We start from the raw sequence: 25,322 nt of genomic DNA, 5'->3' as shown, positions 1-25,322 counted from the left end.
ATGCTAATTACTGAAAGCACGGTAGACCAACTTGCTTGGGAGAAAATGAATCAGCTTGTTCCCTGTATTGTACAGCATGTCCTAACCGGCGAAGTACTTATGCAAGGTTACATGAACCGCGATGCATTGCTACAAACCTTGCAGACCAAAGCGGTGACCTTTTACAGTCGTAGCAAACAGCGACTTTGGCAAAAAGGTGAGCAGTCGGGTCATGTTTTACAGTTCACTGGCGCCTATCGCGACTGTGACAATGATTCGATTCTTGTCCAAGCGATACCGCAAGGACCGACTTGCCACTTAGGTACACGTTCATGTTTTGCCGAAGCGCCTGCACCCTTTTTAGTGCAGTTAAACAATATTATTAAGGCGCGTCGCGGCGCCTCACCTGACGAAAGCTACACCGCAAAGCTATTAAGCCAACCCATTAAGCGTATCGCTCAGAAGGTGGGTGAGGAAGGTGTTGAGGTTGCGCTTGCCGCCACCGTGCAGGATAAAGATGAATTACTTAATGAAAGTGCCGATTTACTTTATCACCTGCTGGTGACTTTAGAGGCGAGTGATTTGAGCCTCGAACAAGTGCTTGAGGTGTTACAACAACGCCACCGTTAAGTGGCGTTGTTCACTGTTTGCTCGAACTGCTTGCGCTCGTAGTGCTTAGATACGTAGCGCAGGCGGATGGTAAGCATGACCGCGGCAACTGTTAAGCCACTGATAAAGCCAATCCAAAAGCCCGCGGCCCCCATGCGAGGCACCCACCAGTCGGTGCGTCCAAGAATGTAACCGACTGTTAAACCAAACGGCCAATACGAGATAAATGCCATAATCATCGGCCATTTGGTGTCTTTATATCCCCGTAAGGTTCCCATAGCAACGGCTTGAAACGTGTCTGACATCGTAAAAATTGCCGCCAGCCCCATCAAGGTTGCGGCAAGATTAATGATCGCCGTATCAGGTGTGTACAAGCTTGCCAGCCAAGCACCACCTAAATACATGATCACACCGTTAACCGCGGCGAAGACCATGCCGAATACCATCGCAATTTTAAAACTCAACATGGCATTTTTAGGTTCGCCAGCACCTAAAGCAAAACCCACCCGCAGTGTCACAGCCATCGAGATACTCAATGGCACCATGTATACCAACGAACTGATGTTCAATGCAATTTGGTGAGCAGATACCACCGTTGGACCTAGCGGAGCGATCAATAACGCCACCGCGGCAAATAAGCTCACCTCGAAAAATAGCGACATCGCTATTGGAAAGCCTATTTTTATAATATACGCCACGTCATCGAACTTAGGTGGATACCAGCGTCTGAGTAGGTGAAGCTTCTTATAACGACGACTGGTGAATACATAGATCGCCATCGAAATAGCCATCCCCCAAAACACCAAAGCCGATGCTAAACCACATCCTGCACCACCGAGTTCGGGCGCGCCAAAGTGACCGTAAATGAAGATATAGTTTGCCGGAATATTAATGAGTAACCCAATAAAGCCAATCACTAAGGATGGCATGGTATTGGATAACCCCTCACAGAAGTTTCTTAAAATCACATAAATGACAAAACCGGGCACACCCCACGCAATGTAATTAACGTAATCTAGCGTCACTTGCCGAAAGCGATCCTCGACCTCCATCCAATCAAGAATGTAGGGCGAAAACTGCAAGACCACCAAAGCTAACACGCCAAAAATAGCGCACGCATACAACCCTTGCTGCAGCATGTTCGCCATGCGACGATACTTTTTTGAGCCATCAAAGTGCGAAACGATAGGCGCCAATGCGAGTGCAATACCAAACATCAACAAGGTGACCGGTACAAAAATACTGCCACCCACCGAAACGGCTGCCAAATCCACCGCATCTTTACGCCCTGCCATCACTGTATCGACTACGCTCATGAGCATCTGCGTCAGTTGCGCGACTAATATCGGGCCGGTCAGTTTAGCGAGCTTTCTAATTTCGTGCGTGTGTTTGGCCATGACTTACAACTTCCTAAATAAAGTCAAGAATAAGTGGGTTAACCTCAGCCGGATGCGTAAGAGGTCCCATGTGTCCAGCTTGGACGGGTTTTACAGTCACTGATGTCAGCGCCGTGGATAATGCTTTCACCACCGCTCGCGCACTGCGACGTGTGTATTCACCTTGTAAAATCAGTACAGGCGCTTCAACCTGCTGATAATCTTTAAGCGTTAATTCATCATTGAGTAGCGCGTCGAAATCCAGCGCAACTTTTGCCGCTTGCGCAACCATGCTTTGTTGAACACGCTCTGGCAGAGCATCGAAATAACCGGGCTGATTCCAGTAGTCAATAAAGGTACGCGTACATTCTACCTGATCTTTCCCGTGCATCGCATCACTCACCTGCCGAATCTCTTGCATCCCTGGAGAGTCTTCTTCCAATACATGAAAACTGACGGGCTCATACACAACCACACGCTTAATATTAAAATGTTTTTGCTGCGCCATTTTTAGCGCGACCGCACCACCGTAAGAATGACCAATCAAAATTAGAGATTGCTCACCGAGGGTCGGAGTGAGTGCTTCTTCGATGCGCGTAATTTCCTGTTGCAAACGAAAATGAGGTGCGGACTCCACTTCAGGTGCACGTCCGTAGCCTAATAGATCAATGCCCACAACGTTATAATCGCTGCTCAACGTCTGTTGCAGCATTTTCCATTGCGCATTAGAGCTTTGCGAACTGTGAAGTAGTACACAGGTGCCTTTGACGTCGCCCTGTGAGGGCAGGTAAGAAATCCCAGGTGCTAACTCCTGCACGTCAATGCCTCCTATAGCTGACCAACAAAGATGCCAATTAAAATGCCTGCTTGCAGCAACAACACACTGAATGTGCCTAGCACACCTACTGAACGAGGCCAAGACACGCCTGCATTTGAAGATAAACCTACAGCATGAGCCATTCGGGCAATAGTTAACGCCCCCCCTAAGCCATAGACCCAAGCACTGCCAACCCCATTGAACTCGATAAGCGCTAGCATTAGCAACATCAGCGGAACGTATTCAATAAAGTTACCGTGTGCACGAACAGCGCGCTGTAATTCTTCAACTTTATTGGTTCCGATACCTACACGGTGGCGCCAACGCAGTTGAATAATGCGAACTGAGAGTACAACGTAGATCAATGCCAGAATGCCAGCAAATAGACTCGTTATGGTGAGGGTGGCCATGATGTTCTCCGATAAAGTAGTAGCGTATAAAATTAAAAAGGCTCACCAGTGGGGTGAGCCTCTATCAAAGCCTTTCAGTGCAACTGATTACTTAAGTAGCGCACCGAGCTCCTTGCTAACAGCTTCGACTGGCTGAGTTCCATCAATACGATGATACTCGGTGTCGGTTTCTTTTGCGAGTGATTGATAATATTCAACCAACGGTTCAGTCTGCTCATGGTAAACTGCCAGACGCTTACGTACCGTCTGCTCCTGGTCATCAGGACGAATCACTAGGTCTTCACCGGTTTCGTCGTCTTTACCCTCTTCTTTAGGCGGGTTGTGCTTAATATGATAAACACGACCTGAGCCAGGGTGTACACGACGACCACTCATCCGTTCGACAATAACATCATCTGGCACTGCGAATTCTAATACGTGATCAACTTCGATACCGTTTTCACGCATAGCGTCAGCTTGTGGAATCGTGCGAGGGAAACCATCAAGCAAAAAACCGTTTTGGCAATCAGGTTCAGCAATCCGCTCTTTTACCAATTCGATAATAATTTCATCCGAGACTAGTTGCCCCGCATCCATTACTTGTTTTGCTTTCTTTCCAAGCTCTGAACCGGATTTGATTGCTGCTCTGAGCATATCACCCGTTGAAATCTGTGGGATACCAAAGGTATTCATCAAAAATTGAGCTTGAGTGCCCTTTCCCGCACCCGGAGCGCCGAGCAAAATAATGCGCATAAACAGCCTCGTTTATATTTGTATTCAAGTGTCTGAGGGGAACTTTACCCCGATGAGGGCGTTTTTACAAGAACAGAGGCGCACAGCAAGCGGTTGTTGCTGTGCGCTATAGCGTGATTATGCGTTAAGCATCAATTTATTAAGACGAGCTACAAAAGATGCTGGATCCTTAAGGTTTCCGCGCTCTGCGAGCGTGGCTTGATCAAGCAGTACTTGAGCCCACTCGGCAAATTCTGCATCGCTTTTGCTTTGCATTTTTACGACTAAAGGATGATCCGGGTTAACCTCGAAAATATATTTTGTTTCAGGTACTTTCTGACCCGCCGCTTCCATCAGCTTAGCCATCTGCGTGCTCATATCATTATCATCGGTAATGATACACGCAGGCGAATTAGTCAAACGGTGCGTTACACGTACTTTTTTGACGCGTTCACCGAGTGCTTTCTCAAAGCGTTCTAACTGTTCTTTAAACGCTTCTTCTGACTTTTCTTGCTCGGCCTTGTCATTTTCATCATCTAAGTCGCCTAAGTCTAAATCGCCGCGCGTTACCGACTGCAACGACTTCTCTTTAAACTCGGTGAGGTGACTCATCAACCACTCATCGATACGCTCAGACAGTAACAACACCTCAATACCTTTCTTGCGGAAGATCTCAAGTGCTGGGTTGTTCTTAGCGGCCTCAAAGCTATCGGCGACGATATAGAAAATCTTGTCTTGGCCTTCTTTCATGCGTTCAACGTAATCGTCTAAACTGACGTTTTGAGTTTGCTCATCAGTATGTGTCGAAGCAAAACGCAATAGCTCAGCGATACGTTCTCGATTACCACTGTCTTCCGCAGGACCTTCTTTTAGTACATTCCCGAAGGTGTCCCAAAAGCCTTGATACTGTTCAGCATCGTCTTTCGCCAATTTCTTGAGCATTTGCAGTACTTTCTTAGTACTACCATTACGCATCGAACGGGTAATCTTGTTATCTTGTAAGATCTCACGAGAGACGTTCAATGGGAGGTCATTAGTATCAATAAGACCCTTAACAAAGCGTAAGTAGGTCGGCATTAATTGCTCAGCGTCATCCATAATAAAGACGCGCTTCACATAGAGTTTAACACCCTGCTGTTGCTCACGATTCCAAAGGTCCCAAGGAGCACGTTTCGGAATATAAAGAAGGCTAGTGTACTCGTGTGTACCCTCGACCTTGTTATGGCTCCATAACAGCGGATCGTCGAAGTCATGCGCTACTGTCTTATAAAACTCTTTATATTCTTCGTCGCTGATGTCCGCTTTATCGCGCGTCCATAAGGCTTGACCCGAGTTCACAGTTTCCCATTGAGCCTCTTGGGCAGGCGTAATAATTTCGCCGTCATCATTTTTTTGCTCTTCAACAGCTTCTTTCCACATTTGGACGGGGATACTCAAATGTTCTGAGTATTTATTGATCACCCCACGAATACGGAAGTCATCCAAGAATTCATCCGCATCTTCCTTCAAATGCAAAATAATATCTGTTCCGCGCTGCGACTTCTTGGTGTCTGCGACTTCAAATTCACCTTCGCCCTTAGAGTGCCATTCGACACCATTTTCGGGTGACTCATAGGCAGAGCGCGTGCGCACAGTGACTTCATCAGCGACGATAAATGCTGAGTAAAAACCAACGCCGAACTGACCGATTAACTTACTATCTTTAGCCTCATCACCCGATAGCTGACCAAAGAACTCGGCCGTACCCGATTTAGCAATGGTGCCTAAGTTAGTCATCACTTCGTCACGCGTCATGCCGATACCGTTGTCGCTTATTGTTAGCGTACGGTTGTCTTTATCGATCGCGATACGCACACGAAGCTCGCCATCATCGCCGTACAGCGAGTTGTCGCTAAGTGCTTTGAAACGCAACTTATCGGCCGCGTCAGACGCATTCGATACCAGCTCACGTAAGAAGATTTCTTTATTTGAATATAGAGAATGGATCATTAGGTTAAGCAGTTGCTTAACTTCTGTCTGAAATCCATGTTTTTCGGTTTGAGCGGCTTCCGCCATAATTGTGTTCTCCTACTTCAACCACCTTTTCATGTCAGAAATGGGGACGATGTAGGCGATTTCAAGCGCTAACCAAACTTTTTACGCCCAGTAAATGCATGTCCGAGGGTGGCCTGATCAACATAGCCTAATTCACCGCCAACGGGCACACCATGGGCTATTCGAGAAGTGTTTACATTCAATGATTCGGCAATATCAGCGATATAGTGAGCCGTTGCATCGCCTTCTACGGTGGGGTTAGTCGCTAAGATGATTTCTTCGATCGCAGCACTTTTAAGCTGTGCTTCAAGTTCATCTAAACCAATGTCCTCTGGACCTATGCCATCAAGGGGTGACAGGTGTCCCATTAAAACAAAGTAACGACCTTTAAATTGCGATGTTTGTTCAATAGCCAATACGTCAGCCGGTGTTTCTACTACACATAACGTACCTTGCTCACTGCGCGCGGGGTTCGCGCAAATACGACATAAAGGTTCTTCGGTTAGTGTGCGGCATTGTTGGCAGTGACCTACACGCTCCACTGCATTATGTAAGGAATCAGCCAAACGTTGCGCACCGTCTCGATCACGTTCCAATAAATGGAATGCCATACGCTGAGCCGTTTTTTTACCCACACCTGGAAGACGTTTCAAGTCGTCGACCAAGCGATCAATGGCAGGACTGATTCCTTCACTCATAAAGTAAGCCTAGAACGGCATTTTAAAACCGGGCGGCAATCCCATACCACCGGTAATTTCTGACATGCGTTCTTTGCTCGTCTCTTCCACGCGACGGACTGCATCATTAGTCGCCGCCGCAATCAGATCCTCGAGCATCTCTTTATCGTCATCCATCAAACTCTCATCGATTTCAACGCGTTTGATGTTATGGTTACCCAACATGGTCACTTTCACTAATCCCGCGCCTGACTCGCCGGTCACTTCCATATCAGCGATTTCTTGCTGGGCTTGCTGCATGCGCTCTTGCATTTGCTGCGCCTGCTTCATCATATTTCCCATACCACCTTTAAACATGGTCAAATCCTCTGTTGCTAAATTTTATCGTGCGCTGATCGACGTTTCGTCAGCCACCGCCTCAAATGTATCTAATAATTGATTAAAGCCCACATCGCCTTGCAACCACTGCTTGGCTTGCTCTAATCGATATTGATCGATCGCTTGCTGTATCAACAACGGCGTTGTCATCTGTTGCGATCCAATCTTAAAGTGGTATTCCCCTTGCGCCGATAAAACATCACTTAATGCTTCACGCGCAAGTGTCATAGTCTTTTCATTCAGTAAGCTCTGTTGTTCTTCGGTTACCCAGATGCACCATTGCTGGTGACCCACCTTCTCTAATACTGAATTTAACAGAAGCTGCCGGGTTAAGCCCTGAACATCCGTTGCATCAACTAACGCAGCCCAGTTATCTACATCGGCTGCACATCGTGTTGATGAATTAAACTGCTGCTGTATCTGAGCTAAGTTCACAGGGGCTGAATGGGTCAACTCAGCCGCATCACTCGTTACCTGCTTAGTTGTTAAATGAGGCTGGTCTACCGATGTTTCAACGTCTATTTCAGAATTTTTTTTTTCCGACGCTTGGCTAGCTGACAAGTCTTGACGCATGTTTAATAGAGACGTCAAACCTTCGTCCGATGTCGCTGGCGCTCGCTGTTGTTCAGCTTGCGCTTCTATATCTTGTTGCTGCGCAATCAGCTCTGACGCGTCACCGACGTGTTCATCGGCTTCTTCATAAGTGTGCGATTCAAGTTCTGGAGAATTATCGTCAGTATCTGCATCGAACACTTCTTCTGACGCCATGGCCCCAAGGTTTGATTCAGGCGGCTGTTCGATGGTCTGATCTTCAGTACCTGGGCCAGCAAAAGTAAAAGATAACAGCCTAAGTAACGTCATCTCAACCGCACTCTGGGGATCAACTGCGTAAGGTGCTTCCTTCTTGCCTTCAACAATAATTCGGTAGTACAACTGCAATACTTCAGCCGGTAACTTACGCAACAGCCCTTTCGTTATCTGAGTTTGCTCTTCTGACGCCATCATAGCAGGGATCTGCTGTATTAATGCTAAGCGATGAATAACGCGCTGTAGCTCATTTAGAATCATTAATGGGTCAGGCACGAGTGCTTTGAGTTCATCAAACTTTTGAAAAACAGAGCCGTTATCTGCGTTAGCTAATGCATCAAGTAGTGGGTGCACATGAGCATCAGCAAGATGCCCGAGCATACGTTGTACCGACTCAGTCTTAACTTCGCCCTGCCCCTGCGCAATAGCTTGATCAGTTAAGCTTAATGCATCCCGCATACTGCCCTTGGCGGACTGCGCTAATAATGCCAGCGCCTGCGTATCATGGGCCACGCGTTCTTGTTCTAACACGTAGTCGAGCTGTCCAACGATTTGTTCACGATCAAGCGCTCTTAAATTAAACTGTAGGCAGCGAGACACGACAGTGATAGGGAGCTTTTGCGGATCCGTTGTCGCGAGTAGGAATTTAACGTGCTCTGGCGGCTCTTCTAGCGTCTTAAGTAACGCGTTAAAGCTGTGGCGAGACAGCATATGCACTTCGTCTATTAAATACACTTTATAGCGACCACGGGTTGGCCGATATTGTACATTATCAAGCAATTCACGTGTGTCTTCGACCTTAGTTCGCGATGCGGCATCGACTTCAATCAGATCGACAAACCGGCCTTGCTCAATTTCCTGACAGCTTTGGCATTCGCCACAAGGACGAGCGCCCACACCCTGCTCGCAATTCAGTGCTTTAGCAAGAATGCGAGCGATGGTGGTTTTACCTACACCACGCGTACCCGTAAATAAATAAGCATGATGCAAGCGCTGTTGTTCAAGCGCATGAAATAACGGCTCCAAAACATGCTGTTGACCGACGACTTGGTCAAACTGCATGGGTCGCCATTTTCGGGCAAGCACTTGATAAGCCATTAACAGCCTCTTAATTAATTAAAAACGACACAAGGTATAGCACGTTATGCCAAGTTCTCGCAATTTTTGTTCGCCTGGAAGATCGTCTAAAGTGATTACAAAAGCCGCTTCTATCAATTCGGCTTTCGTTCTCGACAAAAGCTTCGCCGCGGCTGCAACGGTTCCACCTGTGGCGAGCAAATCATCCATCAATACAACACGTTGAGGTTCTTTAAATGCGCATTCTTGCAACTCAAGCGCATCCTCACCGTACTCTAATGCGTAGCTCTCTTTGACCACTGGACCGGGCAACTTTCCCGGCTTACGCAGCAACGTTAACCCGCACCCTAATCGTTGAGCGAGCGCTGCACCAAAAATAAATCCTCGCGCTTCGACTGCTGCAACTTGATCAATGCCCAGAGCTTCATAGCGCTGGGCGAAGGCTTCGATAGTCGCTTGAAAAGCCCTAGCTGATTGTAATAACGGAGATATATCGCGGAAAATAATTCCAGGCTTAGGATAATCTGGAATAGCCCGAATGCTGTTTCGGATAGTGGTTATCAAATCCATAGGTGTCCCTAGGCAACTGAGCGCTTTGTATAATAGCTAACGACATCACCCAAGAATTTAGCATCCAAAGGTTTACTCAAACAGCGCGTAGCGCCGTGCTTAAGTGCGATAGGCTCCACATCCGTAACGTCTTGTGTAGTGACAAACAGTATCGGCGTGTGGTGATAATGTTCAAGCTGGCGTAGGTTCTTGAGTAACGTCAGACCATCCATGAGTGGCATTTTGTGATCAATGATCATTAGGTCAAAGCTGCTCTCTTTGGCTTGTTTGAGACCATCTAACCCATCATTCGCAAACACCAGTGCGATATCCAAGTGAGACAGACTACTTGCAATATCAGCTCGTGTGTTGGCGTTGTCGTCGACCACGAGCGTTGAAATTGTCATAACATTAAAATCCTTGTGCAGAGCGCACGTTTCGGTTACGCACCGATCAATTGAACAAAGCGTAAAACAAGTGGCAGACATCCCGCGAACACGAAGAGTAAAACAGCAATAAGTAGAAATTTACCGCTAGAAGGATCTTTGTAATTGTTACTACCCATGAAAATTCCTCCGTAAAAAGTCGGAGCAGATCATACTCGAAATCCACCCGTTATAAAAGTATGGGGCGGTGTAAATTATAGGCAAAAAAAAGCCCCGCTTGTGCGGGGCTTTTGCGAACTGCAACTTTACAGATCGACGCCTTTGCGTTTCGCAGTAGACTGAATATAACCTTTCCAGCTACGTGCGCTGCGGCGCTGATTGTCAAATTTTGCCGCTTCGTTCACATACGTCAGTGCTTGACGGTAATCACCACCGTAGAAGAACGCTTCTGCAAGTGACATATAGATACGACCTTTGTCATCGCCGCGCGCCAAATCAAGCGCACCTTTAAGCGGTGTAGTCGCAGCTACATACTGCTCGTTCTGAACCAGCAAGTTACCTTGCTTACGCAAGTACTCGCCTTTATCTTCACGATCGTCCGTAAGCTCTGCCGCTTTACCGTACCATTTTGCTGCCTCAGCAAACTCTTTAGCACGGTGGAAGCTATTTGCTGCCGTAGAGTAGTTCTTAGACGTTCCTTCTACATCGCCCGACTGGATGTGTTTTAACATCGTCGTCGCAGCTTTGTAAGGAATGCCCTCATTATCATAGAGTTGAACCAACAACTTAAATTGGTTTTCCTCTTTCAAATAACCCGCTAAGTAAGCAATTTCCATTGTCTGCAATGCCTTAGGAAGGTTTTCCTTGAGCATGTACATTTGGGCTAATTGCGGCCACCAAGGGATTGTTTCTGGCAATACGTCTAAGCCTTCTTCAATCGTAGCGATGGCTTGATCGTACATCTTACGCTCGAAGTAAGAGGCCATAAGTAGCGTGTAATAATCCTTCTTAGGCTCATCCGCATACTTAAGTGCCGCTTCCGCATAAGGTACAATTTTAGCGAATTCTTTCTGCTGATAATAAGCGTTAGCTACATAGAACAACGCTTGCGGATCCATCTCACCAGTGAATTCGAACCATTTCTGTAGGTACGTGACTGATTGAGCATACTTCTCTTCTTGAAGGCTCAATTGTCCCACCAGTTTGAGGACAGCCGCTTGGTCGCTCCAACCGAGCACATCTTGATCTGCCGCGTTTTTCAACATTGGCAGTGCTTCGTCGGTACGTTCTGCTTGCGCATACAACGTACCTAAGAAACGGCTCAAGTAAGCTCGATCGTAGCCTTCAGCGTCTGGCAGTTCTTCCTCAAGAAGAACGATTGCCTCTTGCAACTGCTCTTGCTCGTACAACTCGAACGCATCCATAATCGCTCGACCAACACGCTGTGACGCGACTTGGTTTTTTCGAGCTTTCTTTTGCGCTTCAACGGTTTCTTTACTTGGCAGATCAAGACCGAGGTCTTGTGCAGCTACCGGAGCGGTAGCTACAACCAAGCCGAAAGCAAGGGCAGTAACAAATGTCTTCATTACAGTTTTCATTTCTTATTGCCCATCCATGTTGAAGTCGAGCTGAACAGTCATACCTTCTTGACGAACAGGCTTACCGTCTACGACCTTCGGCTTATACTTCCAACGCAATAATGCGCGGCGTGCTTCACGGTCGAACACTCGACGAGGTTCTGAGTCAATTACTTCAACGTCGGTCACACCACCTTGCTCGTCGATAGTGAATCTCAACTGTACCCAACCCTCGGTGCCGTTACGAGCGGCTGAAGGCGGATAGCGAGGCTCAATTCGAACGATTGGCGTAGCGTCACCATCTTGATTCAACAAGTTACCGGGGCCTGACAAACCAGTGTCAGCACCACCTACATCGACGTCGAAGCCCATGTTCATGTTCACACCGCCCGCATCTGACGTATCAGGTTCAGATTGCGGCGTCTCAGGTGGAGCCTGAGGCGGCGGTGGCGGCGGCGGAGGTGTTCTCCGGCGCTCTTGAACGTCGGACTCTGGCGGCGACGTTACGATGTCAATGACCGGAGTGGGAGGCGGAGCTTCGTTACTCTTAGCCCCCCCACCGATTAAGTAAGCCATAAAAGCAAACAGAGCAAACGTAACGGCCGCACCTAGTATTAAAGATACTAAAAAGCGCACCATATTAGTTAGTCTCCGCTGCTATGGATATCTTATCGATACCCGCTTCCTTAACCTGGTCCATGACTTCTACAACACGACCATGCTCAGCTTTCTTGTCTGCCTGAATAACCACTAAGTCAGTAGGTTGCTCAGCAAGCATACGCTCAAGGTTTGCTGCCACGCGTTCTACGTCAACTTGACGCTTATCCATCCAGACTTCACCCGTATCGCGAATCGCGATGAAGATGTTAGCTGAAGGCTCCTTGTTGGCCTGGTTTGCTTCAGGTTTATTAACCTGAATACCAGCCTCTTTAACGAAAGAGGTTGTTACGATGAAGAAGATCAACATGATGAATACGATGTCCAGCATCGGCGTCATGTCAATCGCTGCATCTTCCTCTTCACGAATACGATTTCTTGCCATAGTAATACTCTCTTAGTGATGTGGCAGACTGTCGACCAAGTTCTGCTTAGCGCGACGAACACGACTCTCGAGTCGGGTCGCAAAGAACATACCGGATAACGCTGCAACCATACCCGCCATTGTCGGGATTGTTGCCATCGAGATACCCGACGCCATAAGACGAGGGTTACCGGTACCTTGCACTGCCATGATCTCGAATACGGTAATCATACCGGTTACTGTACCGAGTAGTCCCACTAGAGGACAAAGTGCAACGCAAGTCTTAATCAACAGAATACGTGTATTCAATTTATCGTTCGCTTCGGAAATCCATGCTTCGCGGATTCTATGTGCGTACCATGAGGTGGTATCTTTACGAGCATCCCAACGTGCGATGATTTCTTTACGCAGTTTAGGGAAAGAACTCGTTAAGTACCAATAACGCTCAATCATCAGTACCCACATTAGAAAGAGTACCCCCATGACGACGTACAATACGTCGCCACCGGTCGCAATAAAATCCCTGATAGATTCCCATAGTTCCATCAGGTAAAGCATGAACTTACTCCTTCTCCGAGTGAGCCGCTACAATGCCTGCAGCCTGCTCATCCAACAAGTGAACAATTGATTTACTACGTGCAGCCACAATACTGTGAGCCAAAATCAATGGAATTGCCGCGATTAGACCCATAGCCGTTGTTACCAACGCCATTGAGATGTCGCCTGCCATGATTTTCGGGTCACCTGTACCGAACAATGTGATTGATTGGAACGTACCAATCATACCCACAACGGTACCCAAGAGACCAAGTAATGGTGCAATTGCTGCGAAGATTTTCACTACGTTGATGCCGCTTTCGATCTTCGGCGTCTCACGCATGATTGCTTCGTCAAGTTTCAACTCAAGGTTTTCAGCGTCAGCATCTTTGTTCTCATGGTAAACCTTCAATACGCGACCCAATGGGTTTTTGTCTGAAGGGTTATCTACGTTCTTAAGCTGAGAACGCATTTTGCCACCGATAACCGTCAAGGTTACAAGTTTGAACAATGAGATGATTAAACCAATGATGAGTACGACAGTAATGACATAACCTACTGTTCCACCTTGGTGATAACGCTCCATCAAGGTTGCTTTCTGAGTCAATAGACCCAAGATTTGACCTTTCGATGGATCCAAGTAAACGCCTGCATAGCCACTTTCAGTGCTAGTGAAGGTATCAGCTTGGCTTGTTACATAACCGTCTGGTTGACGACCTAGCGGCTGAATCTGTTCAGTCGAGTCGTTGTAAGTCAGGTACTGGTCATCCGAAATTAGGTTAAATACACCGATACGAGTAACAGTACGCTGCTCAGAACCACCTGCTAAGCTGAATACTTCCGCGTCAAATTGAACAACTTTACCTGATTGAACCATTTCGGTTAACAATGCAGTCCAAAGGTCTTCTAATTCAGACAAAGTAGGAAGCTCTTTAGCTTCTGACAGGCTCTGAAGAACATCTTCACGGCCTGGGTATTGCGCACTTACGATTGAAGTCGCGATACGACCGATTGTTTCGGTAGCAGCACCACGTACAACACCAAACATCTCACCCAACGTACCTTTAGCATTCTCAAGCTCTTGCTCTTTGTTTGCCAAAGTAATTTCGTTTTCTGAGAATTGGTTTTGTAAACGCTTACCGCGTGCTTGCTCGTCTTTAAGCTGTTGCTTAGCCTTGTTCAACAAAGCTTGCTTGTCAGCTCGCGCAGACATGAACTCTTGCTCACGCTCTTCGCTGATTTGACGAGAAGAAATACGATTTTTCTCAACCAATTGAAGCAATTCGTCTAAGCTCTTTGCTTCTGGCTGGTTGTCTTGTGCTTGAGCAGCGAGAGTCGTACCTGCAGAAAGGGTGACTGCTGCTGCAATCATTAAAGAACTGACTAATTTTTTCATTCTGCACTCTCCGCTGCGAATACTGGAAGTTTCACCAGATCGTAAGCAGTTTGCTTACGTGACATACGAATCGCTGTGGTCAGAGGATTCACGAACTCGTCTTCCAACTTAGTCCACTCATTAGTGTCTTTGTTGTATAACCACGCATTTTTCAAGTCCAAAGACTGTGCTGCGAAGACAACGCGACCCATGTGGAAAAAGTCTACGGCAACTTCTTCACCGTCGACGTTCAGGTTACCCTGATAAGCGTTAAGCATTTGTCCGTAGTCCATCTCTGCTTGATAAGCTTCGATGATTTGACGGAACTGCTCAGACGTAGAAACGTTCGCGTTACCCATGATATCGCGAAGACGCTCAACACGTTCTAAACGCTTTTCTTTGTGAATTGGAATATCGAGCTGAACGAACTCTTCCAGCGCGTCGATCATTTCGTACATCAAAGGAACCACGCCTTGCTTGGTTTCTTCAATGGTGTCGATCTGACGCTGAAGTGAATCGATGTTCGACTGCTGGTCAGCAACCAAACGAGCCACGTGGTCGTTGTAGACCTTGAGGTTCTCGTATTCAGCAACAACAGAGCGATACTCAATCAACAAATCTTGGCTTTGCTCATACAGAGAATTGATTTTCTTCTGTGATTGCTCTTGCGCATTCAAGATTTGCTGCTCTTCTTTCTGTAGCTTAGCTACATCAACTTGCTGTGCAGCAGCAACGCTGGTGCCAGCAACCGCCATTGCGCCCATCAGGGCTGCGGCGAGTTTGGTTCTCTTGATTACTTTGGTCATAGTTCCCAACCAATTTGAATTAACTTCCGCTCCAACGTTTTACAACGTGAAACACCAGTTTTATTGAGTGACGAAAAGATTAAATTCTATCCGCGTACGCACCCACAAAAAGCACGTACATTCACAGGAATACTCCCACGATGACCATACGCTGTCAACCTGCTGAAACAGCGTTAACTGCGTTATGATAGCCGTGCGACGTTAATCCATGTTACCAACGGAAATCATTTCCAGCCGCTACGAGCGGTAACTTCCTGTCAATCAAGTGTCCAGTACGGTTCTCCAGATTTACGGAGTTTTACGTAGCTGAACCCTATCTCGCATAGTATCACTTTTTGATCGACGAACAACACTCCGTTACAAATTTCAACGTTATTTAAACAACTTAAAGTGTGAGGTCTGTCGATTGTTAAAAAGCAACCTCTACTTAATTTAGGTAGAATACTGAAAAACCGCAACTTTACGGCAAACCATGAACACTACATATTTGCAACAATTTCAACGTGCACTAACACTGTTACGTCAGCGTGCACGTGAATTCGATCAGCAAAAGCAGACTAAAAGCTTTGCAGAGCAATGGTTTGCAGACAACCTTTTCGCTACCCGCTCGCACTTTGCCGAAGCCTATATTGATGAGACTGAACAGCTGGTTAATAAGTTACTAACAATTACCGATAACGAGAGAAAGTATTATTTAGCGCAAAAAGTGAGTGAACAGGTACTGTCACTCAGCGCTCTACTACAAAACAGCCATCCGCCGGATGCTCAATTCGACCAACGCGCTCATCTAGAAGCGCAACATGGTCAATTACATAGAACCCTCGCGAAGTATCGAGAGTATGAGGTGCGTTTAAAGAACAAGGTAGAAGTCTTCCAAAATGCAGGGGATTTATCTCAAGCGCAAGCTTACCAAAAACGGCTCAGCCGCTGTCAGACAGCCATTAGCCAAGTTGAAAAGCAAATTCAAATCATGGACGAGGGCTAACAATGGTTCCTTTTATTTATGATCCCATTTATAGCGACCTCGATTTACCTGAGCGTCATCGCTATCCCATTCATAAATACAAAATGCTTCATCAGTGGGCATTGAGCCACGGTGCAAGTTCGGAACAGTTTGTGCGTCCTAATCCACTCACATGGTCTCAGGTGAAGACGGTTCACAGTGCTGATTATGTCCGCAAGTTAAAAAGCAACGCGTTTGATAAAAAGGAATGGCGCAAGGTGGGCTTTCCCTGGTCAACGCAACTACTGACCCGCACCCTGACATCAGCTGGAGGTACGTTCGAGACGGTCAAGACAGCACTGGATAAACGCATTGCCATTCATTTCTCGGGTGGCTATCACCACGCACACCATGATTGGGGCAGCGGCTTCTGTTTGATCAATGACCTCGCGATTAGTGCGATTTTGGCCACACAAGCACAACCCAATTTAAAGATTCTGATATTCGACACCGACGTTCACCAGGGTGACGGTACAGCGACGCTTTTAAGAAACCACGAGCGTATTTTCACGTGCTCTATTCATGGTGAACGAAACTTCCCTTTTACTAAAGTGGACTCTGACCTCGATGTCGCCTTACCCAAGGGGACCACCGATGGCGCGTACCTCGATGCCGTGAAACATACATTGCACAAGGTAGCCAAAGACTTTAAACCCGACTTAATTTTATATGACGCAGGGGTGGATATATATCGTCGCGACGATCTCGGACATCTTGATGTATCTATCGAGGGCATTTTTTCGCGTGACTATTTTGTGCTGGACTACGCGAAGCAAAATAACATTAATTTAGCTGCGGTAATCGGGGGTGGTTATCAACGCAACCTATCACGCTTAATTCTTGCTCACGCTCAACTGCTGCGTGCAAGTCATCAAGTATGGAGTGATTAGAATAGAAATAGACGGGTGGCGACCCTACCAGCCACACCTCGGCGCCCACATCCCCGACTACGGCTGCTCCCTTCCGGGCCTGACCGGGTTTGCCAGTTAGTGTCGCGAGGGGACCCGCAGGGTCACCATAACTCGTGAAAGCGCATTATCGCGCACTCAGCTAAGGTAAACAAGCCCCAGTGCGCTGACTGCCTAGTTTTTCTTCAGTTTGGCTGCTATTGCTTGCTTAGCAGTATCAGAGCTGAGCGCTTTAGCAAAGTATCCAGCCTCTAGACTAATACGTTCAGATACAGTATCCGACTCTGTTTTGATCAATGTTTTCGAGGTTCTTAAAGCACCGCGGGACTGTTTAACCAGATGTTCGACTACCTCATCAACACGGGTATTAAGTTTGTCCGCCTCCACCACGTCATTTACCAATCCATACTGCTGTGCCTTGTTCGCAGAGAACGAATCACCTAGTAGCAATAATTCGGATGCACGTTGGTGTCCCATGATGCGCGGTAACAATAAACTTGAGCCCGCCTCTGGAAGTAACCCTAACTGCACAAAGGGTAAAGCGAATACTGCATTATCAGCCGCATAGACAAGATCGCAATGCAACAACAAGGTTGTACCAATGCCGATAGCTAATCCATTGACCTTCGCGACCAACGTCACTTTCACTTTATTGAGTAAATGAAGAAACTTAAAAGGAGGAGCCGTTTCATCCAGTGACTCGATGGATAGGAAGTCGTTGAGATCATTACCCGCAGAAAAACTATCACCGCTCCCTTCGAAAACGACCACTTTAACCGTTTCGTCCTCGTCAGCGGCTTTTAGCGCGGCAGTTGCTTCCGAATACATTTGTTGCGTAAAAGCATTCTTCTTAGCAGGCCGATTAAGTCGGATAGTGACTACACTGGCGTTCTTATCAATAATAATGTGCTGTTGTTCTGTCATAAAAAATCTCGTGAAACTGGTTGTACCACTCTCACGAGATTATCAGTTTTTCAGCACAATATCAGTGCTATTTGTACTTTAAAGACGAATTATTTATCTCGCTTTGCCCAAGCCGCGGCCGTCTTCTCGTGCATCGGCACAATCATATCTAAAGCGGTTAAGTCGGTGGGTTCCAATTCATAGATCGGAGGGTTAACCGGTGTAACGCGCTGACCCCAACGGATCAAGCCGGCGCCGCAGGTTAGTCCGCCGCCAAACACTGCCGAGACAATGGTATCACCTGGCTTAACAGTGCCGTTTTCTACCGCTTCACAAAAAGCGATCGGTAAGGTCGCAGAAGATGTATTACCGTAATTCTGAATATTTATCACGGTTTTCTCAGAAGGCACCTTACATAACTTCGCGAGATAATCGATTAAACGTTTATTCGCTTGATGCGGAATAAGCGCATCGACATCTTCGGTACTTAAGCCGGTTTGCTGAAATACTTTCTCAACCGCTGCGTTCATGCCTTTGACCGCACGCTTAAAAATTTCTTGTCCAACAAAATCGAACTGCATAATGCCATCAAAGCCAAAGCGGTCGAAGCTCAAACCAAAATCAAGACTCAGCACGTCACGCGCATCGGCATCACAGCTAATATGACTAGCAAGAAGACCTACTTCCTCATCGCTTGCTTCTAACACCATCGCGCCCGCGCCATCGCCAAAAAGCACGGCGCTCTCACGTTTGGTCCAATCGAGAATGCGTGTCAGACGCTCGGCACCAATCAACAATACTTTTTTATGAGCGCCCGTTTGAATGGCTTGAGTTGCAACGTGCATGGCATAAAGAAAGCTGCTACACGCGGCATTAAGGTCAAACGCTGCTGCATTCGGTGCACCAATGTTCTGTTGCACCGCTGAAGCGACATTAGGAATGATCTCGTCGGCAGTGCAGGTGCCGACAATAATCAGGTCGATATCGTCTGGGTTCAATCCAGCGGCCGCGAGCGCATTCTGTGCAGCCACCGTAGCGAGCTTAGATGTCCCAACGTGACTGACGCGTCGCTCTGAAATTCCAGTTCGCGTGACAATCCACTCATCCGAGGTATCTAAAAACGTTGCCAGGTCATCATTGGTCATGACTGCTGGCGGTAAGCACTTTCCCCATCCTGTAATTTCTGCGTATTTTTTCACGACAAAACCTTTAACTTCATTAACAACGCGTTGCCTTGTCACCGTATCGCTTTGCTAGATATCAGTAAAGCATTTTTGCAAGGCACAATTTTACCGTATGATAGCATGAAACTGTGTTACGTGAATGACTAAAACGAGGAAGCCATGCGTCACCTAATAAAGCTCACAGCACTCTCCGCCGTCGCGCTCTTATCAATAAACAGCTGCTCGACGATTGATTCTGATCTGATTGTCGAGCCACCGACTGTCACGTCACAACTGTCGGGAAGTATCTCGCGCCTTAGTGTGCAAGATAAACGACCTCACAGCTATCTCTATCGCCACATCGACAGTGACACCCAAAAAGCTAATCAATTTTCAGCACCATCACAGCCGCTTACAGAGATCGTCAAGCAAGCGTTTCAACAGTCCGGAGTTGTCAGCGGTCAGGGTGACCTCAATTGGTATGTGTCTATCAATAAAGCAGTGGTCGAGCACACCGAGACAACGTTAAAATATCAACTCGACTATCAATTAAACATTCGCGTCGAAGCGCAAAGAATGAATCGTTCTTATGCACGGACATTCACGGGAACCAGTAAGTCGGAGGGAGTTTCTAACCCCGATGAAGCAACTATCGAACGTGAGTTTAAACGTCTTTTACAACAGGTGCTCAACGATATTGCTAACGATCCCCAGTTACGTTTGACGGAAACGCGAGGTTAAGATGAAAACTATTATCACACTATTAACATCGTTTATTGTCTTCTTCAGCCCTTTTTCGCAAGCTCAAGTGCAGCCCGACAACCCTTTTCCAACGGTTACTTTTGTCACTTCTGAAGGGAACCTGACCGTTGAGCTTAACCGCGAAGCGGCGCCTATTACTGTCGCTAACTTTCTCCGCTACGTTGCTAAAGCGCAATATAACAACACTATCTTCCATCGTTTAGTACCTGGCTTTGTAATCCAAGGCGGCGGCTACGATGCTGAGTTTTCTGACAAACCGAGCTATGAAACGATCGTAAACGAATCGGGCAATGGCCTATTAAACACCTACGGCACCATCGCCATGGCTAGGGAACGTAAGCCTCACACAGCGACTCGTCAGTTCTATTTTAATTTAAACGACAATACCTCCCTCAACCCCGACGACGGTGACTGGGGCTACGCCGTATTTGGACGCGTTACTGAAGGTTTGGACGTACTCGAAAAGTTAGCGGCACTTGAATCCATGCCATTTGACGAAAAAACCGGTTGGCGAGATGTTCCCGCTAATCCGCCCGTGCTTAAACGTATTGAAATTGTGCCGCAATGACAGAGCAGCATACGCTAAGAACCGATCTTAAAGTTTACCGTCAGCCCCGCGTAATAGCGCTATTTTTCTTAGCGCTTTCAAGCGGCTTTCCTTGGGTGATGATTGGCTCAGCGTTGTCGGCTTGGTTACAAGAAGAAGGATTGAGCCGATCAGTTATCGGTTATTTCGGTGCCGTGTTCGCAGTCTACTCAATCAATTTTCTTTGGTCTCCTGTTGTCGACAGCGTTAAACTTCCGCTGTTAAACCGCTGGCTGGGACAGCGTCGTAGTTGGATCTTACTTTGCCAGCTCCTCATAGCCGCGCTCTGTCTGTTCGTATCGACATTAACCATCGCTGATAACTTACATCTAGTCGGTATCGCCGCCCTACTCATTGCCATTAGCTCCGCGACTCAAGATATTGCCATTGATGCCTACCGTATCGAGACATTTTCTGAGTTGGAAGGACGCATGCAAAGTGCCGGAGCAGCCATGGCCACATCAGGTTGGTGGAGCGGTTACGCCGGCCTCGGCGCGGTACCGTTTCTGCTAGTCGATGGCACCCATTGGCATTGGCAGGACGCCTACATCGTGCTCGCAGCGCTTATGCTGTCGTTGGCTCTGGTGACTCTAGTGTTAAAGCCAGCGCGTTACACACAGGTCAAAGCAAATACGATAGCGACCTTGTCCTTATTAAAACGGATCAGCACTGTCGTAATTGAGCCCATTAGTTCTTTCTTCTCACGCAACGGTGCGAAACTGGCAATACAAATTTTGCTGTTTGTGTTTCTTTTTAAAATAGGCGAAGCCTTTTTAGGTCGAATGTCGATTGTATTTTATAAAGAAATAGGCTTCTCGAATGAACAAATTGGTACTTACTCGAAATTAGTCACTTGGTGGATAACCATTATATTCTCGCTGCTGGGTGGACTCGTTACACTCCGCATTGGTCAGTTCAAAGGGTTATTGATTGCCGGCATCGCTATGGCGGGCTCAAATCTTATGTTTGCTTGGATTGCTAACGTCGGGCCGAGTGAAAACCTGTTTCTTGCTGCTGTGCTAGTCGATGGTTTTACTAGCGCCTGGTCGACTGTGGCTTTCGTCGGGTTTATCAGCTTTTTATGTGACCGAACGTTTACCGCGACTCAGTACGCTTTACTCGCATCACTGAGCACCTTTGGTCGAACCACTTTATCCGCTTACAGCGGTGTACTGGTTGATAAGCTCGATGGCAATTGGAGCCTGTTCTTTGTGCTTACCAGTTTAGCTATCCTGCCAAGCTTGTTATTACTCGGCTATCTAAAACGAAGTTATCAGGCGCGTTGGGGTGCAAATGAGTGAACATCCTAAACAGTTACTACTCGTCGGCGCGGGTGCGATAGGTCAGCTTATTGCCCATCAATGGCAACGTGCCAAGTTGCCGCTCGTTACATTGCCTCGCACACCTCGTCCAGGCTCAGATTTTTTTGATTATCATTTTAGGGATTATCAGTCAGCACGCACTGAGCTTTGCCGAATTCCTATCATCAACGATAGCGACTTCAGCTCAATAAAAGCGGTTTTTATAGCCGTTAAGGCCTATGATCTTGAAGATGTATTTCGACGCCTAGATAAATTAGGTCTGCCTAACGACCGCCCTGTTATCTGCGCGCACAACGGTCTTGTTGACTTAACCACATCACGCCCCTGTTATACATGGATTACCACACAGGGCGTGACGCGTAGTAACCGGGTGACCGAACACAAAGGATTGGGTTCAGACTGGATCGATGCGCGCATTCAACATCATCAACAACTGACCGAACAGTTGCATAGTGCCTTTCCAAACCTTCACTTTGATTCAGACATCAAAGCACGACAATGGCAAAAATTTTGCCTTAATTGTGTAATTAATCCATTAACAGCGGTGAATCAGTGCCTCAATGGTGAATTGCTCAAAGAGCAATACCATGAGCAGCAACGTATGCTGGTCTCTGAATTGGTCAGTCTAAGTCAAGCGCTTGGCTATAACTTAAGTACTGCGGATTTGCTCATATTAGTCGAGCAGGTATGCGAGGCGACCGCCGAAAACCAGTCTTCAATGCTGTCGGATATAAAAGCTAACCGAAAAACAGAAGTTGATGCACTGACCGGCTACGCGTTAAAAAAGGCCGCAGAGTTAGGCGTTAATCTACCTACTCATGCGGCTCTATATCATCAATTCAATCAGCTTTATCTTCGATGAAGTCAACAACTTCAAGCCCGAATCCCGACAATGCCGAATAACGCTTCGGTGAACTGAGCAGATGCATTTGGTGAATGCCTAAATCAGCAAGGATTTGCGAACCAACCCCCACATTTCGTGAAGCATTTGACGCCGACGCAGTCGGTTTGTGTTGGCCTTGATCCTGTGCCTCAAATTCTTTCACTTGCGCGATGATATCCTCTGGCGTTTGCTGGCGACCAATAAGTACTAAAACACCATCGTTTTCTGCAATATATTGCATCGCCTTGGCAATCGGCCAGCTGCGTTTCGCTGCGCGCTCAGTTGATAACGTATCATGCAAACTGTCTTGCAAATGCACGCGCACATTAGTTACCTTCTCGGCATCAATCTCACCATGCACCAACGCATGATGAACTTGTTGATCGATTGAGTCTTGATAAGTGATCATATTAAATTTGCCAAAACTGGTCGGCAACTGACACTGGGCTACACGGCGAATGGTTTTCTCGCGCACTGAGCGATACTCGATCAAATCAGCAATAGTACCCACTTTAATGTCGTGTGCTTCGGCAAACTTCTCGAGGTCTGCGCGGCGCGCCATCGTACCATCTTCGTTGAGCACTTCGACAATTACGGCAGCAGGTTCATAGCCTGCAAGGCGCGCGAGGTCACAGCCTGCCTCAGTATGCCCAGCACGATTAAGTACGCCGCCCTGCTTTGCTTTCAACGGAAATATATGGCCCGGCATCACCAAGTCTTCCGGCTGAGCATTACGTGCGACCGCAGCCTTCACGGTTTGCGCGCGGTCGGCCGCGGAAATCCCCGTTGTCACACCTTCTGCTGCCTCGATGGAAACCGTAAATGCTGTCGAGTATGGCGCATTGTTACGATCAACCATCAGCGGTAGGTTAAGTTGCTTACAGCGCTCTTCGCTAAGTGTCAGGCAGATCAGTCCCCGACCATAACGCGCCATGAAATTTATCGCTTCAGGGGTCACGCAGTCTGCTGCAAGAATCAGGTCACCCTCATTCTCGCGGTCCTCGTCATCCATCAGAATGACCATCTTACCTTGCTTGATATCTTCAATAATCTCTTCTGTCGAATGCAATGACATAATAGTTCCTACTTCATTGGCTGGGCGATCACGCGAATATCCTCGCCGACCATTCGGCGCTCAAGCACGTTAAATGAGAGCGCATCATCGAGTTGAGTCAGTTCAGGCAACGCAATCATACTGCGTGCATCACTGCCTAATACTTTGTTAGCTTGATAATAGACCAGTTCATTCACTAACTGAGCGTTGAAAAGAGCGCCCGCTAACTGACCTCCACACTCGGTCCATACCAAGTTGATCTCACGCAATGCAAGTTCCTTTAATGCATCATGTAAGTCTACGCGCCCCTGACTATCTGCTTTAGCAATAATCTCATGGCAATGGCGATGTCGAGAGGCAGGCCCCTCCATGGTGCGAACGACAAATACAGGCGTTTCAACCTCAAATAGTCGCAAATCATCATGAATGCGGTTTTTCCCGTCAATAATCACACGCACAGGCTGCTTAAAAAATAGTGGTTTTTCGACCCCGTCAGGCCACTGTTCAGGGCGTACATTCAGTCTCGGATTATCCACCAGTACAGTATCCGCGCCAGTTAATATTGCATCGGCTTGTGCACGCCATACCTGAACGTCAGCACGCGCCGCAGCACCGGTAATCCATTGACTCACTCCATTACTCAACGCTGTACGCCCATCAAGTGAGCTCGCCAGCTTGACGCGCACATAAGGTAATTGAGTCTGCATACGATGAATAAAACCAGGATTAAGCGCTCGCGCTGCAGTTTCAAATAAACCAACACGAACTTCGATATCAGCATCGTGTAATTTATGAATGCCACGACCTGATACAACGGGATTGGGATCTTGCATCGCGATAACGACACGAGCCACTTCAGCATTAATCAATGCATCAACACAGGGCGGTGTGCGACCTTGGTGACTGCATGGCTCAAGCGTAACATAGGCGGTTGCATGTTTGGCTTGCGCGCTCGCCTGCCGCAACGCAAAGACTTCAGCGTGGGGTTCGCCCGCCTTCTGATGCCATCCTTCGCCAATGATACGGTCGTCCTTAACGATGACACAACCGACAGCAGGATTAGGTCCAGTTGTAAAACGCCCTTTTCGTGCTAATTCTAAGGCGCGATGCATGTAAAGATGGTCGCGTTTATCTTGTGCCAAACTAATCATTGAGCCGAGCGATCTCCTCGCCGAACTCTTTGATATCCTCAAAAGAGCGATAGACCGAAGCAAAGCGAACGTAGGCGACTTTATCGATTTGCTTGAGGTTATCCATCACCAGGTTGCCAATAAAGTTAGAGGTAATCTCTCGCTCGCCGGTTGCACGGATACTGGATTTGATTTTATTGACCGCTTGTTCCATTTTTTCGAGACTGACCGGGCGTTTTTCAAGCGCACGTAACAGCCCACTGCGAAGCTTATCTTCATTAAAAGGTTCACGCCCACCGTCTGTTTTAATTACACGGGGCATTACCAGTTCAGCAGTCTCAAATGTTGTAAAGCGCTCGCGACAATGGCTACATTCTCGGCGCCTGCGCACCGATGCACCGTCCCCTACTAACCGCGAATCGATGACCTTGGTATCTTGTGTTCCGCAGAATGGACAGTGCATAGCGCGCTCCTTTTCAAAC

General features: G+C 47.3%; 28 protein-coding genes and 1 other RNA gene. 7 read left to right on the top strand and 22 right to left on the bottom strand.

From position 1 onward, the window contains the following. A complete protein-coding gene (gene hisIE, locus BFR57_RS01520; protein ID WP_071462317.1) occupies positions 1 to 609 on the top strand; it encodes a bifunctional phosphoribosyl-AMP cyclohydrolase/phosphoribosyl-ATP diphosphatase HisIE in 609 nt (202 codons plus the stop codon). On the opposite strand, the gene BFR57_RS01515 is transcribed toward hisIE, so the two are convergent. The 16 genes from BFR57_RS01515 to BFR57_RS01440 form a co-directional block, all read right to left on the bottom strand. Further along, positions 606 to 1,985: an MATE family efflux transporter gene (locus BFR57_RS01515; RefSeq protein ID WP_071462316.1), complete on the bottom strand. Its 1,380-nt coding sequence runs from the start codon at positions 1,983 to 1,985 to the stop codon at positions 606 to 608. The genes hisIE and BFR57_RS01515 overlap by 4 nt on opposite strands. A gap of 13 nt (positions 1,986 to 1,998) precedes the next feature. Beyond that, positions 1,999 to 2,781 carry an alpha/beta hydrolase gene (locus BFR57_RS01510; protein WP_171903920.1) on the bottom strand — a complete coding sequence of 261 codons (783 nt, stop codon included), beginning with the start codon at positions 2,779 to 2,781 and terminating at the stop codon, positions 1,999 to 2,001. An 11-nt stretch (positions 2,782 to 2,792) separates the two neighbouring features. Next, on the bottom strand, positions 2,793 to 3,191 hold the full coding sequence (locus BFR57_RS01505; protein ID WP_171903919.1) for an MAPEG family protein: 399 nt from the start codon (positions 3,189 to 3,191) through the stop codon (positions 2,793 to 2,795). Positions 3,192 to 3,278: 87 nt separating this feature from the next. Continuing rightward, positions 3,279 to 3,923 (bottom strand): adenylate kinase, encoded by a 645-nt coding sequence (gene adk / locus BFR57_RS01500; protein WP_071462314.1) that lies wholly within the window; start codon positions 3,921 to 3,923, stop codon positions 3,279 to 3,281. A 117-nt stretch (positions 3,924 to 4,040) separates the two neighbouring features. Next, positions 4,041 to 5,957, bottom strand: coding sequence for a molecular chaperone HtpG (htpG, locus tag BFR57_RS01495; RefSeq protein WP_071462313.1), 1,917 nt, complete (start codon positions 5,955 to 5,957; stop codon positions 4,041 to 4,043). A 68-nt stretch (positions 5,958 to 6,025) separates the two neighbouring features. Beyond that, complete coding sequence (gene recR, locus BFR57_RS01490) at positions 6,026 to 6,634, bottom strand: recombination mediator RecR (RefSeq protein WP_071462312.1); 609 nt, start codon at positions 6,632 to 6,634, stop codon at positions 6,026 to 6,028. 9 nt (positions 6,635 to 6,643) lie between these two features. Beyond that, a complete protein-coding gene (locus BFR57_RS01485) occupies positions 6,644 to 6,970 on the bottom strand; it encodes a YbaB/EbfC family nucleoid-associated protein (protein WP_071462311.1) in 327 nt (108 codons plus the stop codon). A gap of 24 nt (positions 6,971 to 6,994) precedes the next feature. Continuing rightward, positions 6,995 to 8,896: a DNA polymerase III subunit gamma/tau gene (gene dnaX, locus BFR57_RS01480; RefSeq protein ID WP_071462310.1), complete on the bottom strand. Its 1,902-nt coding sequence runs from the start codon at positions 8,894 to 8,896 to the stop codon at positions 6,995 to 6,997. 18 nt (positions 8,897 to 8,914) lie between these two features. Continuing rightward, positions 8,915 to 9,445: an adenine phosphoribosyltransferase gene (locus BFR57_RS01475; RefSeq protein ID WP_071462309.1), complete on the bottom strand. Its 531-nt coding sequence runs from the start codon at positions 9,443 to 9,445 to the stop codon at positions 8,915 to 8,917. A gap of 8 nt (positions 9,446 to 9,453) precedes the next feature. After that, the gene (locus tag BFR57_RS01470) at positions 9,454 to 9,831 is read right to left on the bottom strand and encodes a response regulator (RefSeq protein WP_071462308.1); all 378 of its coding nucleotides are present in this window, start codon (positions 9,829 to 9,831) and stop codon (positions 9,454 to 9,456) included. A 284-nt stretch (positions 9,832 to 10,115) separates the two neighbouring features. Beyond that, positions 10,116 to 11,396: a hypothetical protein gene (locus tag BFR57_RS01465; protein ID WP_171903918.1), complete on the bottom strand. Its 1,281-nt coding sequence runs from the start codon at positions 11,394 to 11,396 to the stop codon at positions 10,116 to 10,118. A gap of 15 nt (positions 11,397 to 11,411) precedes the next feature. Continuing rightward, complete coding sequence (locus tag BFR57_RS01460; protein WP_071462306.1) at positions 11,412 to 12,026, bottom strand: energy transducer TonB; 615 nt, start codon at positions 12,024 to 12,026, stop codon at positions 11,412 to 11,414. Position 12,027: 1 nt separating this feature from the next. Continuing rightward, positions 12,028 to 12,429, bottom strand: a complete 402-nt coding sequence (locus BFR57_RS01455; protein ID WP_006956494.1) for a biopolymer transporter ExbD — start codon at positions 12,427 to 12,429, stop codon at positions 12,028 to 12,030. A gap of 12 nt (positions 12,430 to 12,441) precedes the next feature. Continuing rightward, on the bottom strand, positions 12,442 to 12,966 hold the full coding sequence (locus tag BFR57_RS01450; RefSeq protein WP_071462305.1) for a MotA/TolQ/ExbB proton channel family protein: 525 nt from the start codon (positions 12,964 to 12,966) through the stop codon (positions 12,442 to 12,444). A gap of 4 nt (positions 12,967 to 12,970) precedes the next feature. Next, complete coding sequence (locus BFR57_RS01445; protein WP_071462304.1) at positions 12,971 to 14,341, bottom strand: MotA/TolQ/ExbB proton channel family protein; 1,371 nt, start codon at positions 14,339 to 14,341, stop codon at positions 12,971 to 12,973. Then, entirely contained in the window at positions 14,338 to 15,126 is a 789-nt protein-coding gene (locus BFR57_RS01440; protein ID WP_071462303.1) for a DUF3450 domain-containing protein, read from the bottom strand. The genes BFR57_RS01445 and BFR57_RS01440 overlap by 4 nt, the downstream gene beginning before the upstream one ends. A gap of 472 nt (positions 15,127 to 15,598) precedes the next feature. Here BFR57_RS01440 and priC point away from each other — a divergent pair, with 472 nt between their 5' ends. Continuing rightward, positions 15,599 to 16,111 carry a primosomal replication protein PriC gene (gene priC / locus BFR57_RS01435; RefSeq protein WP_071462302.1) on the top strand — a complete coding sequence of 171 codons (513 nt, stop codon included), beginning with the start codon at positions 15,599 to 15,601 and terminating at the stop codon, positions 16,109 to 16,111. Positions 16,112 to 16,113: 2 nt separating this feature from the next. Continuing rightward, positions 16,114 to 17,019: a histone deacetylase gene (locus BFR57_RS01430; RefSeq protein WP_071462301.1), complete on the top strand. Its 906-nt coding sequence runs from the start codon at positions 16,114 to 16,116 to the stop codon at positions 17,017 to 17,019. Positions 17,020 to 17,041: 22 nt separating this feature from the next. Here BFR57_RS01430 and ffs read toward each other — a convergent pair. The 3 genes from ffs to BFR57_RS01415 all read right to left on the bottom strand — a co-directional run bounded on the left by ffs (position 17,042) and on the right by BFR57_RS01415 (position 19,139). After that, positions 17,042 to 17,138, bottom strand: an RNA gene (gene ffs, locus BFR57_RS01425) — signal recognition particle sRNA small type. 73 nt (positions 17,139 to 17,211) lie between these two features. After that, entirely contained in the window at positions 17,212 to 17,961 is a 750-nt protein-coding gene (locus BFR57_RS01420) for an enoyl-CoA hydratase-related protein (protein ID WP_071462300.1), read from the bottom strand. Positions 17,962 to 18,050: 89 nt separating this feature from the next. Then, complete coding sequence (locus tag BFR57_RS01415; RefSeq protein WP_071462760.1) at positions 18,051 to 19,139, bottom strand: ketoacyl-ACP synthase III; 1,089 nt, start codon at positions 19,137 to 19,139, stop codon at positions 18,051 to 18,053. A 144-nt stretch (positions 19,140 to 19,283) separates the two neighbouring features. Between BFR57_RS01415 and BFR57_RS01410 the strand changes: the two genes are divergently transcribed. The 4 genes from BFR57_RS01410 to BFR57_RS01395 are packed head-to-tail and all read left to right on the top strand — an operon-like array spanning position 19,284 to position 22,635. Beyond that, positions 19,284 to 19,844 (top strand): YajG family lipoprotein, encoded by a 561-nt coding sequence (locus BFR57_RS01410; RefSeq protein WP_071462299.1) that lies wholly within the window; start codon positions 19,284 to 19,286, stop codon positions 19,842 to 19,844. Between the two features lies 1 nt (position 19,845). Continuing rightward, positions 19,846 to 20,433 carry a peptidylprolyl isomerase gene (locus BFR57_RS01405; protein ID WP_071462298.1) on the top strand — a complete coding sequence of 196 codons (588 nt, stop codon included), beginning with the start codon at positions 19,846 to 19,848 and terminating at the stop codon, positions 20,431 to 20,433. Continuing rightward, positions 20,430 to 21,752 (top strand): MFS transporter, encoded by a 1,323-nt coding sequence (locus BFR57_RS01400; RefSeq protein ID WP_071462297.1) that lies wholly within the window; start codon positions 20,430 to 20,432, stop codon positions 21,750 to 21,752. Before BFR57_RS01405 ends, BFR57_RS01400 begins: the two co-directional genes overlap by 4 nt. Beyond that, positions 21,745 to 22,635 (top strand): ketopantoate reductase family protein, encoded by an 891-nt coding sequence (locus BFR57_RS01395; RefSeq protein WP_071462296.1) that lies wholly within the window; start codon positions 21,745 to 21,747, stop codon positions 22,633 to 22,635. The genes BFR57_RS01400 and BFR57_RS01395 overlap by 8 nt, the downstream gene beginning before the upstream one ends. Here BFR57_RS01395 and ribBA read toward each other — a convergent pair. Genes ribBA through nrdR form a run of 3 tightly spaced genes read right to left on the bottom strand, consistent with a single transcriptional unit; the run spans position 22,613 to position 25,303 of the window. Continuing rightward, on the bottom strand, positions 22,613 to 23,731 hold the full coding sequence (gene ribBA / locus BFR57_RS01390; protein WP_071462295.1) for a bifunctional 3,4-dihydroxy-2-butanone-4-phosphate synthase/GTP cyclohydrolase II: 1,119 nt from the start codon (positions 23,729 to 23,731) through the stop codon (positions 22,613 to 22,615). The genes BFR57_RS01395 and ribBA overlap by 23 nt on opposite strands. Positions 23,732 to 23,739: 8 nt before the next feature. Continuing rightward, the gene (gene ribD, locus BFR57_RS01385; protein ID WP_071462294.1) at positions 23,740 to 24,861 is read right to left on the bottom strand and encodes a bifunctional diaminohydroxyphosphoribosylaminopyrimidine deaminase/5-amino-6-(5-phosphoribosylamino)uracil reductase RibD; all 1,122 of its coding nucleotides are present in this window, start codon (positions 24,859 to 24,861) and stop codon (positions 23,740 to 23,742) included. After that, positions 24,854 to 25,303, bottom strand: a complete 450-nt coding sequence (nrdR, locus tag BFR57_RS01380) for a transcriptional regulator NrdR (RefSeq protein ID WP_006956480.1) — start codon at positions 25,301 to 25,303, stop codon at positions 24,854 to 24,856. Before nrdR ends, ribD begins: the two co-directional genes overlap by 8 nt. Between the last annotated feature and the right edge of the window lie 19 nt (positions 25,304 to 25,322).

It is taken from the genome of Idiomarina sp. MD25a, from assembly GCF_001870515.1.
In the GTDB taxonomy this organism is placed as follows: Bacteria; Pseudomonadota; Gammaproteobacteria; order Enterobacterales; family Alteromonadaceae; genus Idiomarina.
The sequence above is the reverse complement of the archived record's forward strand: the minus strand, read 5'-3'. Positions and strand labels throughout refer to the sequence as shown.

Bases quoted from the DNA above. Each gene is read 5' to 3' on its own strand.
- hisIE (WP_071462317.1), top strand. From the start codon at position 1: ATGCTAATTACTGAAAGCACGGTAGACCAACTTGCTTGGGAGAAAATG.
- BFR57_RS01515 (WP_071462316.1), bottom strand. From the start codon at position 1,985: ATGGCCAAACACACGCACGAAATTAGAAAGCTCGCTAAACTGACCGGC.
- BFR57_RS01505 (WP_171903919.1), bottom strand. From the start codon at position 3,191: ATGGCCACCCTCACCATAACGAGTCTATTTGCTGGCATTCTGGCATTG.
- adk (WP_071462314.1), bottom strand. From the start codon at position 3,923: ATGCGCATTATTTTGCTCGGCGCTCCGGGTGCGGGAAAGGGCACTCAA.
- htpG (WP_071462313.1), bottom strand. From the start codon at position 5,957: ATGGCGGAAGCCGCTCAAACCGAAAAACATGGATTTCAGACAGAAGTT.
- recR (WP_071462312.1), bottom strand. From the start codon at position 6,634: ATGAGTGAAGGAATCAGTCCTGCCATTGATCGCTTGGTCGACGACTTG.
- BFR57_RS01485 (WP_071462311.1), bottom strand. From the start codon at position 6,970: ATGTTTAAAGGTGGTATGGGAAATATGATGAAGCAGGCGCAGCAAATG.
- dnaX (WP_071462310.1), bottom strand. From the start codon at position 8,896: ATGGCTTATCAAGTGCTTGCCCGAAAATGGCGACCCATGCAGTTTGAC.
- BFR57_RS01475 (WP_071462309.1), bottom strand. From the start codon at position 9,445: ATGGATTTGATAACCACTATCCGAAACAGCATTCGGGCTATTCCAGAT.
- BFR57_RS01470 (WP_071462308.1), bottom strand. From the start codon at position 9,831: ATGACAATTTCAACGCTCGTGGTCGACGACAACGCCAACACACGAGCT.
- BFR57_RS01465 (WP_171903918.1), bottom strand. From the start codon at position 11,396: ATGAAGACATTTGTTACTGCCCTTGCTTTCGGCTTGGTTGTAGCTACC.
- BFR57_RS01460 (WP_071462306.1), bottom strand. From the start codon at position 12,026: ATGGTGCGCTTTTTAGTATCTTTAATACTAGGTGCGGCCGTTACGTTT.
- BFR57_RS01455 (WP_006956494.1), bottom strand. From the start codon at position 12,429: ATGGCAAGAAATCGTATTCGTGAAGAGGAAGATGCAGCGATTGACATG.
- BFR57_RS01450 (WP_071462305.1), bottom strand. From the start codon at position 12,966: ATGCTTTACCTGATGGAACTATGGGAATCTATCAGGGATTTTATTGCG.
- BFR57_RS01445 (WP_071462304.1), bottom strand. From the start codon at position 14,341: ATGAAAAAATTAGTCAGTTCTTTAATGATTGCAGCAGCAGTCACCCTT.
- BFR57_RS01440 (WP_071462303.1), bottom strand. From the start codon at position 15,126: ATGACCAAAGTAATCAAGAGAACCAAACTCGCCGCAGCCCTGATGGGC.
- priC (WP_071462302.1), top strand. From the start codon at position 15,599: ATGAACACTACATATTTGCAACAATTTCAACGTGCACTAACACTGTTA.
- BFR57_RS01430 (WP_071462301.1), top strand. From the start codon at position 16,114: ATGGTTCCTTTTATTTATGATCCCATTTATAGCGACCTCGATTTACCT.
- BFR57_RS01420 (WP_071462300.1), bottom strand. From the start codon at position 17,961: ATGACAGAACAACAGCACATTATTATTGATAAGAACGCCAGTGTAGTC.
- BFR57_RS01410 (WP_071462299.1), top strand. From the start codon at position 19,284: ATGCGTCACCTAATAAAGCTCACAGCACTCTCCGCCGTCGCGCTCTTA.
- BFR57_RS01405 (WP_071462298.1), top strand. From the start codon at position 19,846: ATGAAAACTATTATCACACTATTAACATCGTTTATTGTCTTCTTCAGC.
- BFR57_RS01400 (WP_071462297.1), top strand. From the start codon at position 20,430: ATGACAGAGCAGCATACGCTAAGAACCGATCTTAAAGTTTACCGTCAG.
- BFR57_RS01395 (WP_071462296.1), top strand. From the start codon at position 21,745: ATGAGTGAACATCCTAAACAGTTACTACTCGTCGGCGCGGGTGCGATA.
- ribBA (WP_071462295.1), bottom strand. From the start codon at position 23,731: ATGTCATTGCATTCGACAGAAGAGATTATTGAAGATATCAAGCAAGGT.
- ribD (WP_071462294.1), bottom strand. From the start codon at position 24,861: ATGATTAGTTTGGCACAAGATAAACGCGACCATCTTTACATGCATCGC.
- nrdR (WP_006956480.1), bottom strand. From the start codon at position 25,303: ATGCACTGTCCATTCTGCGGAACACAAGATACCAAGGTCATCGATTCG.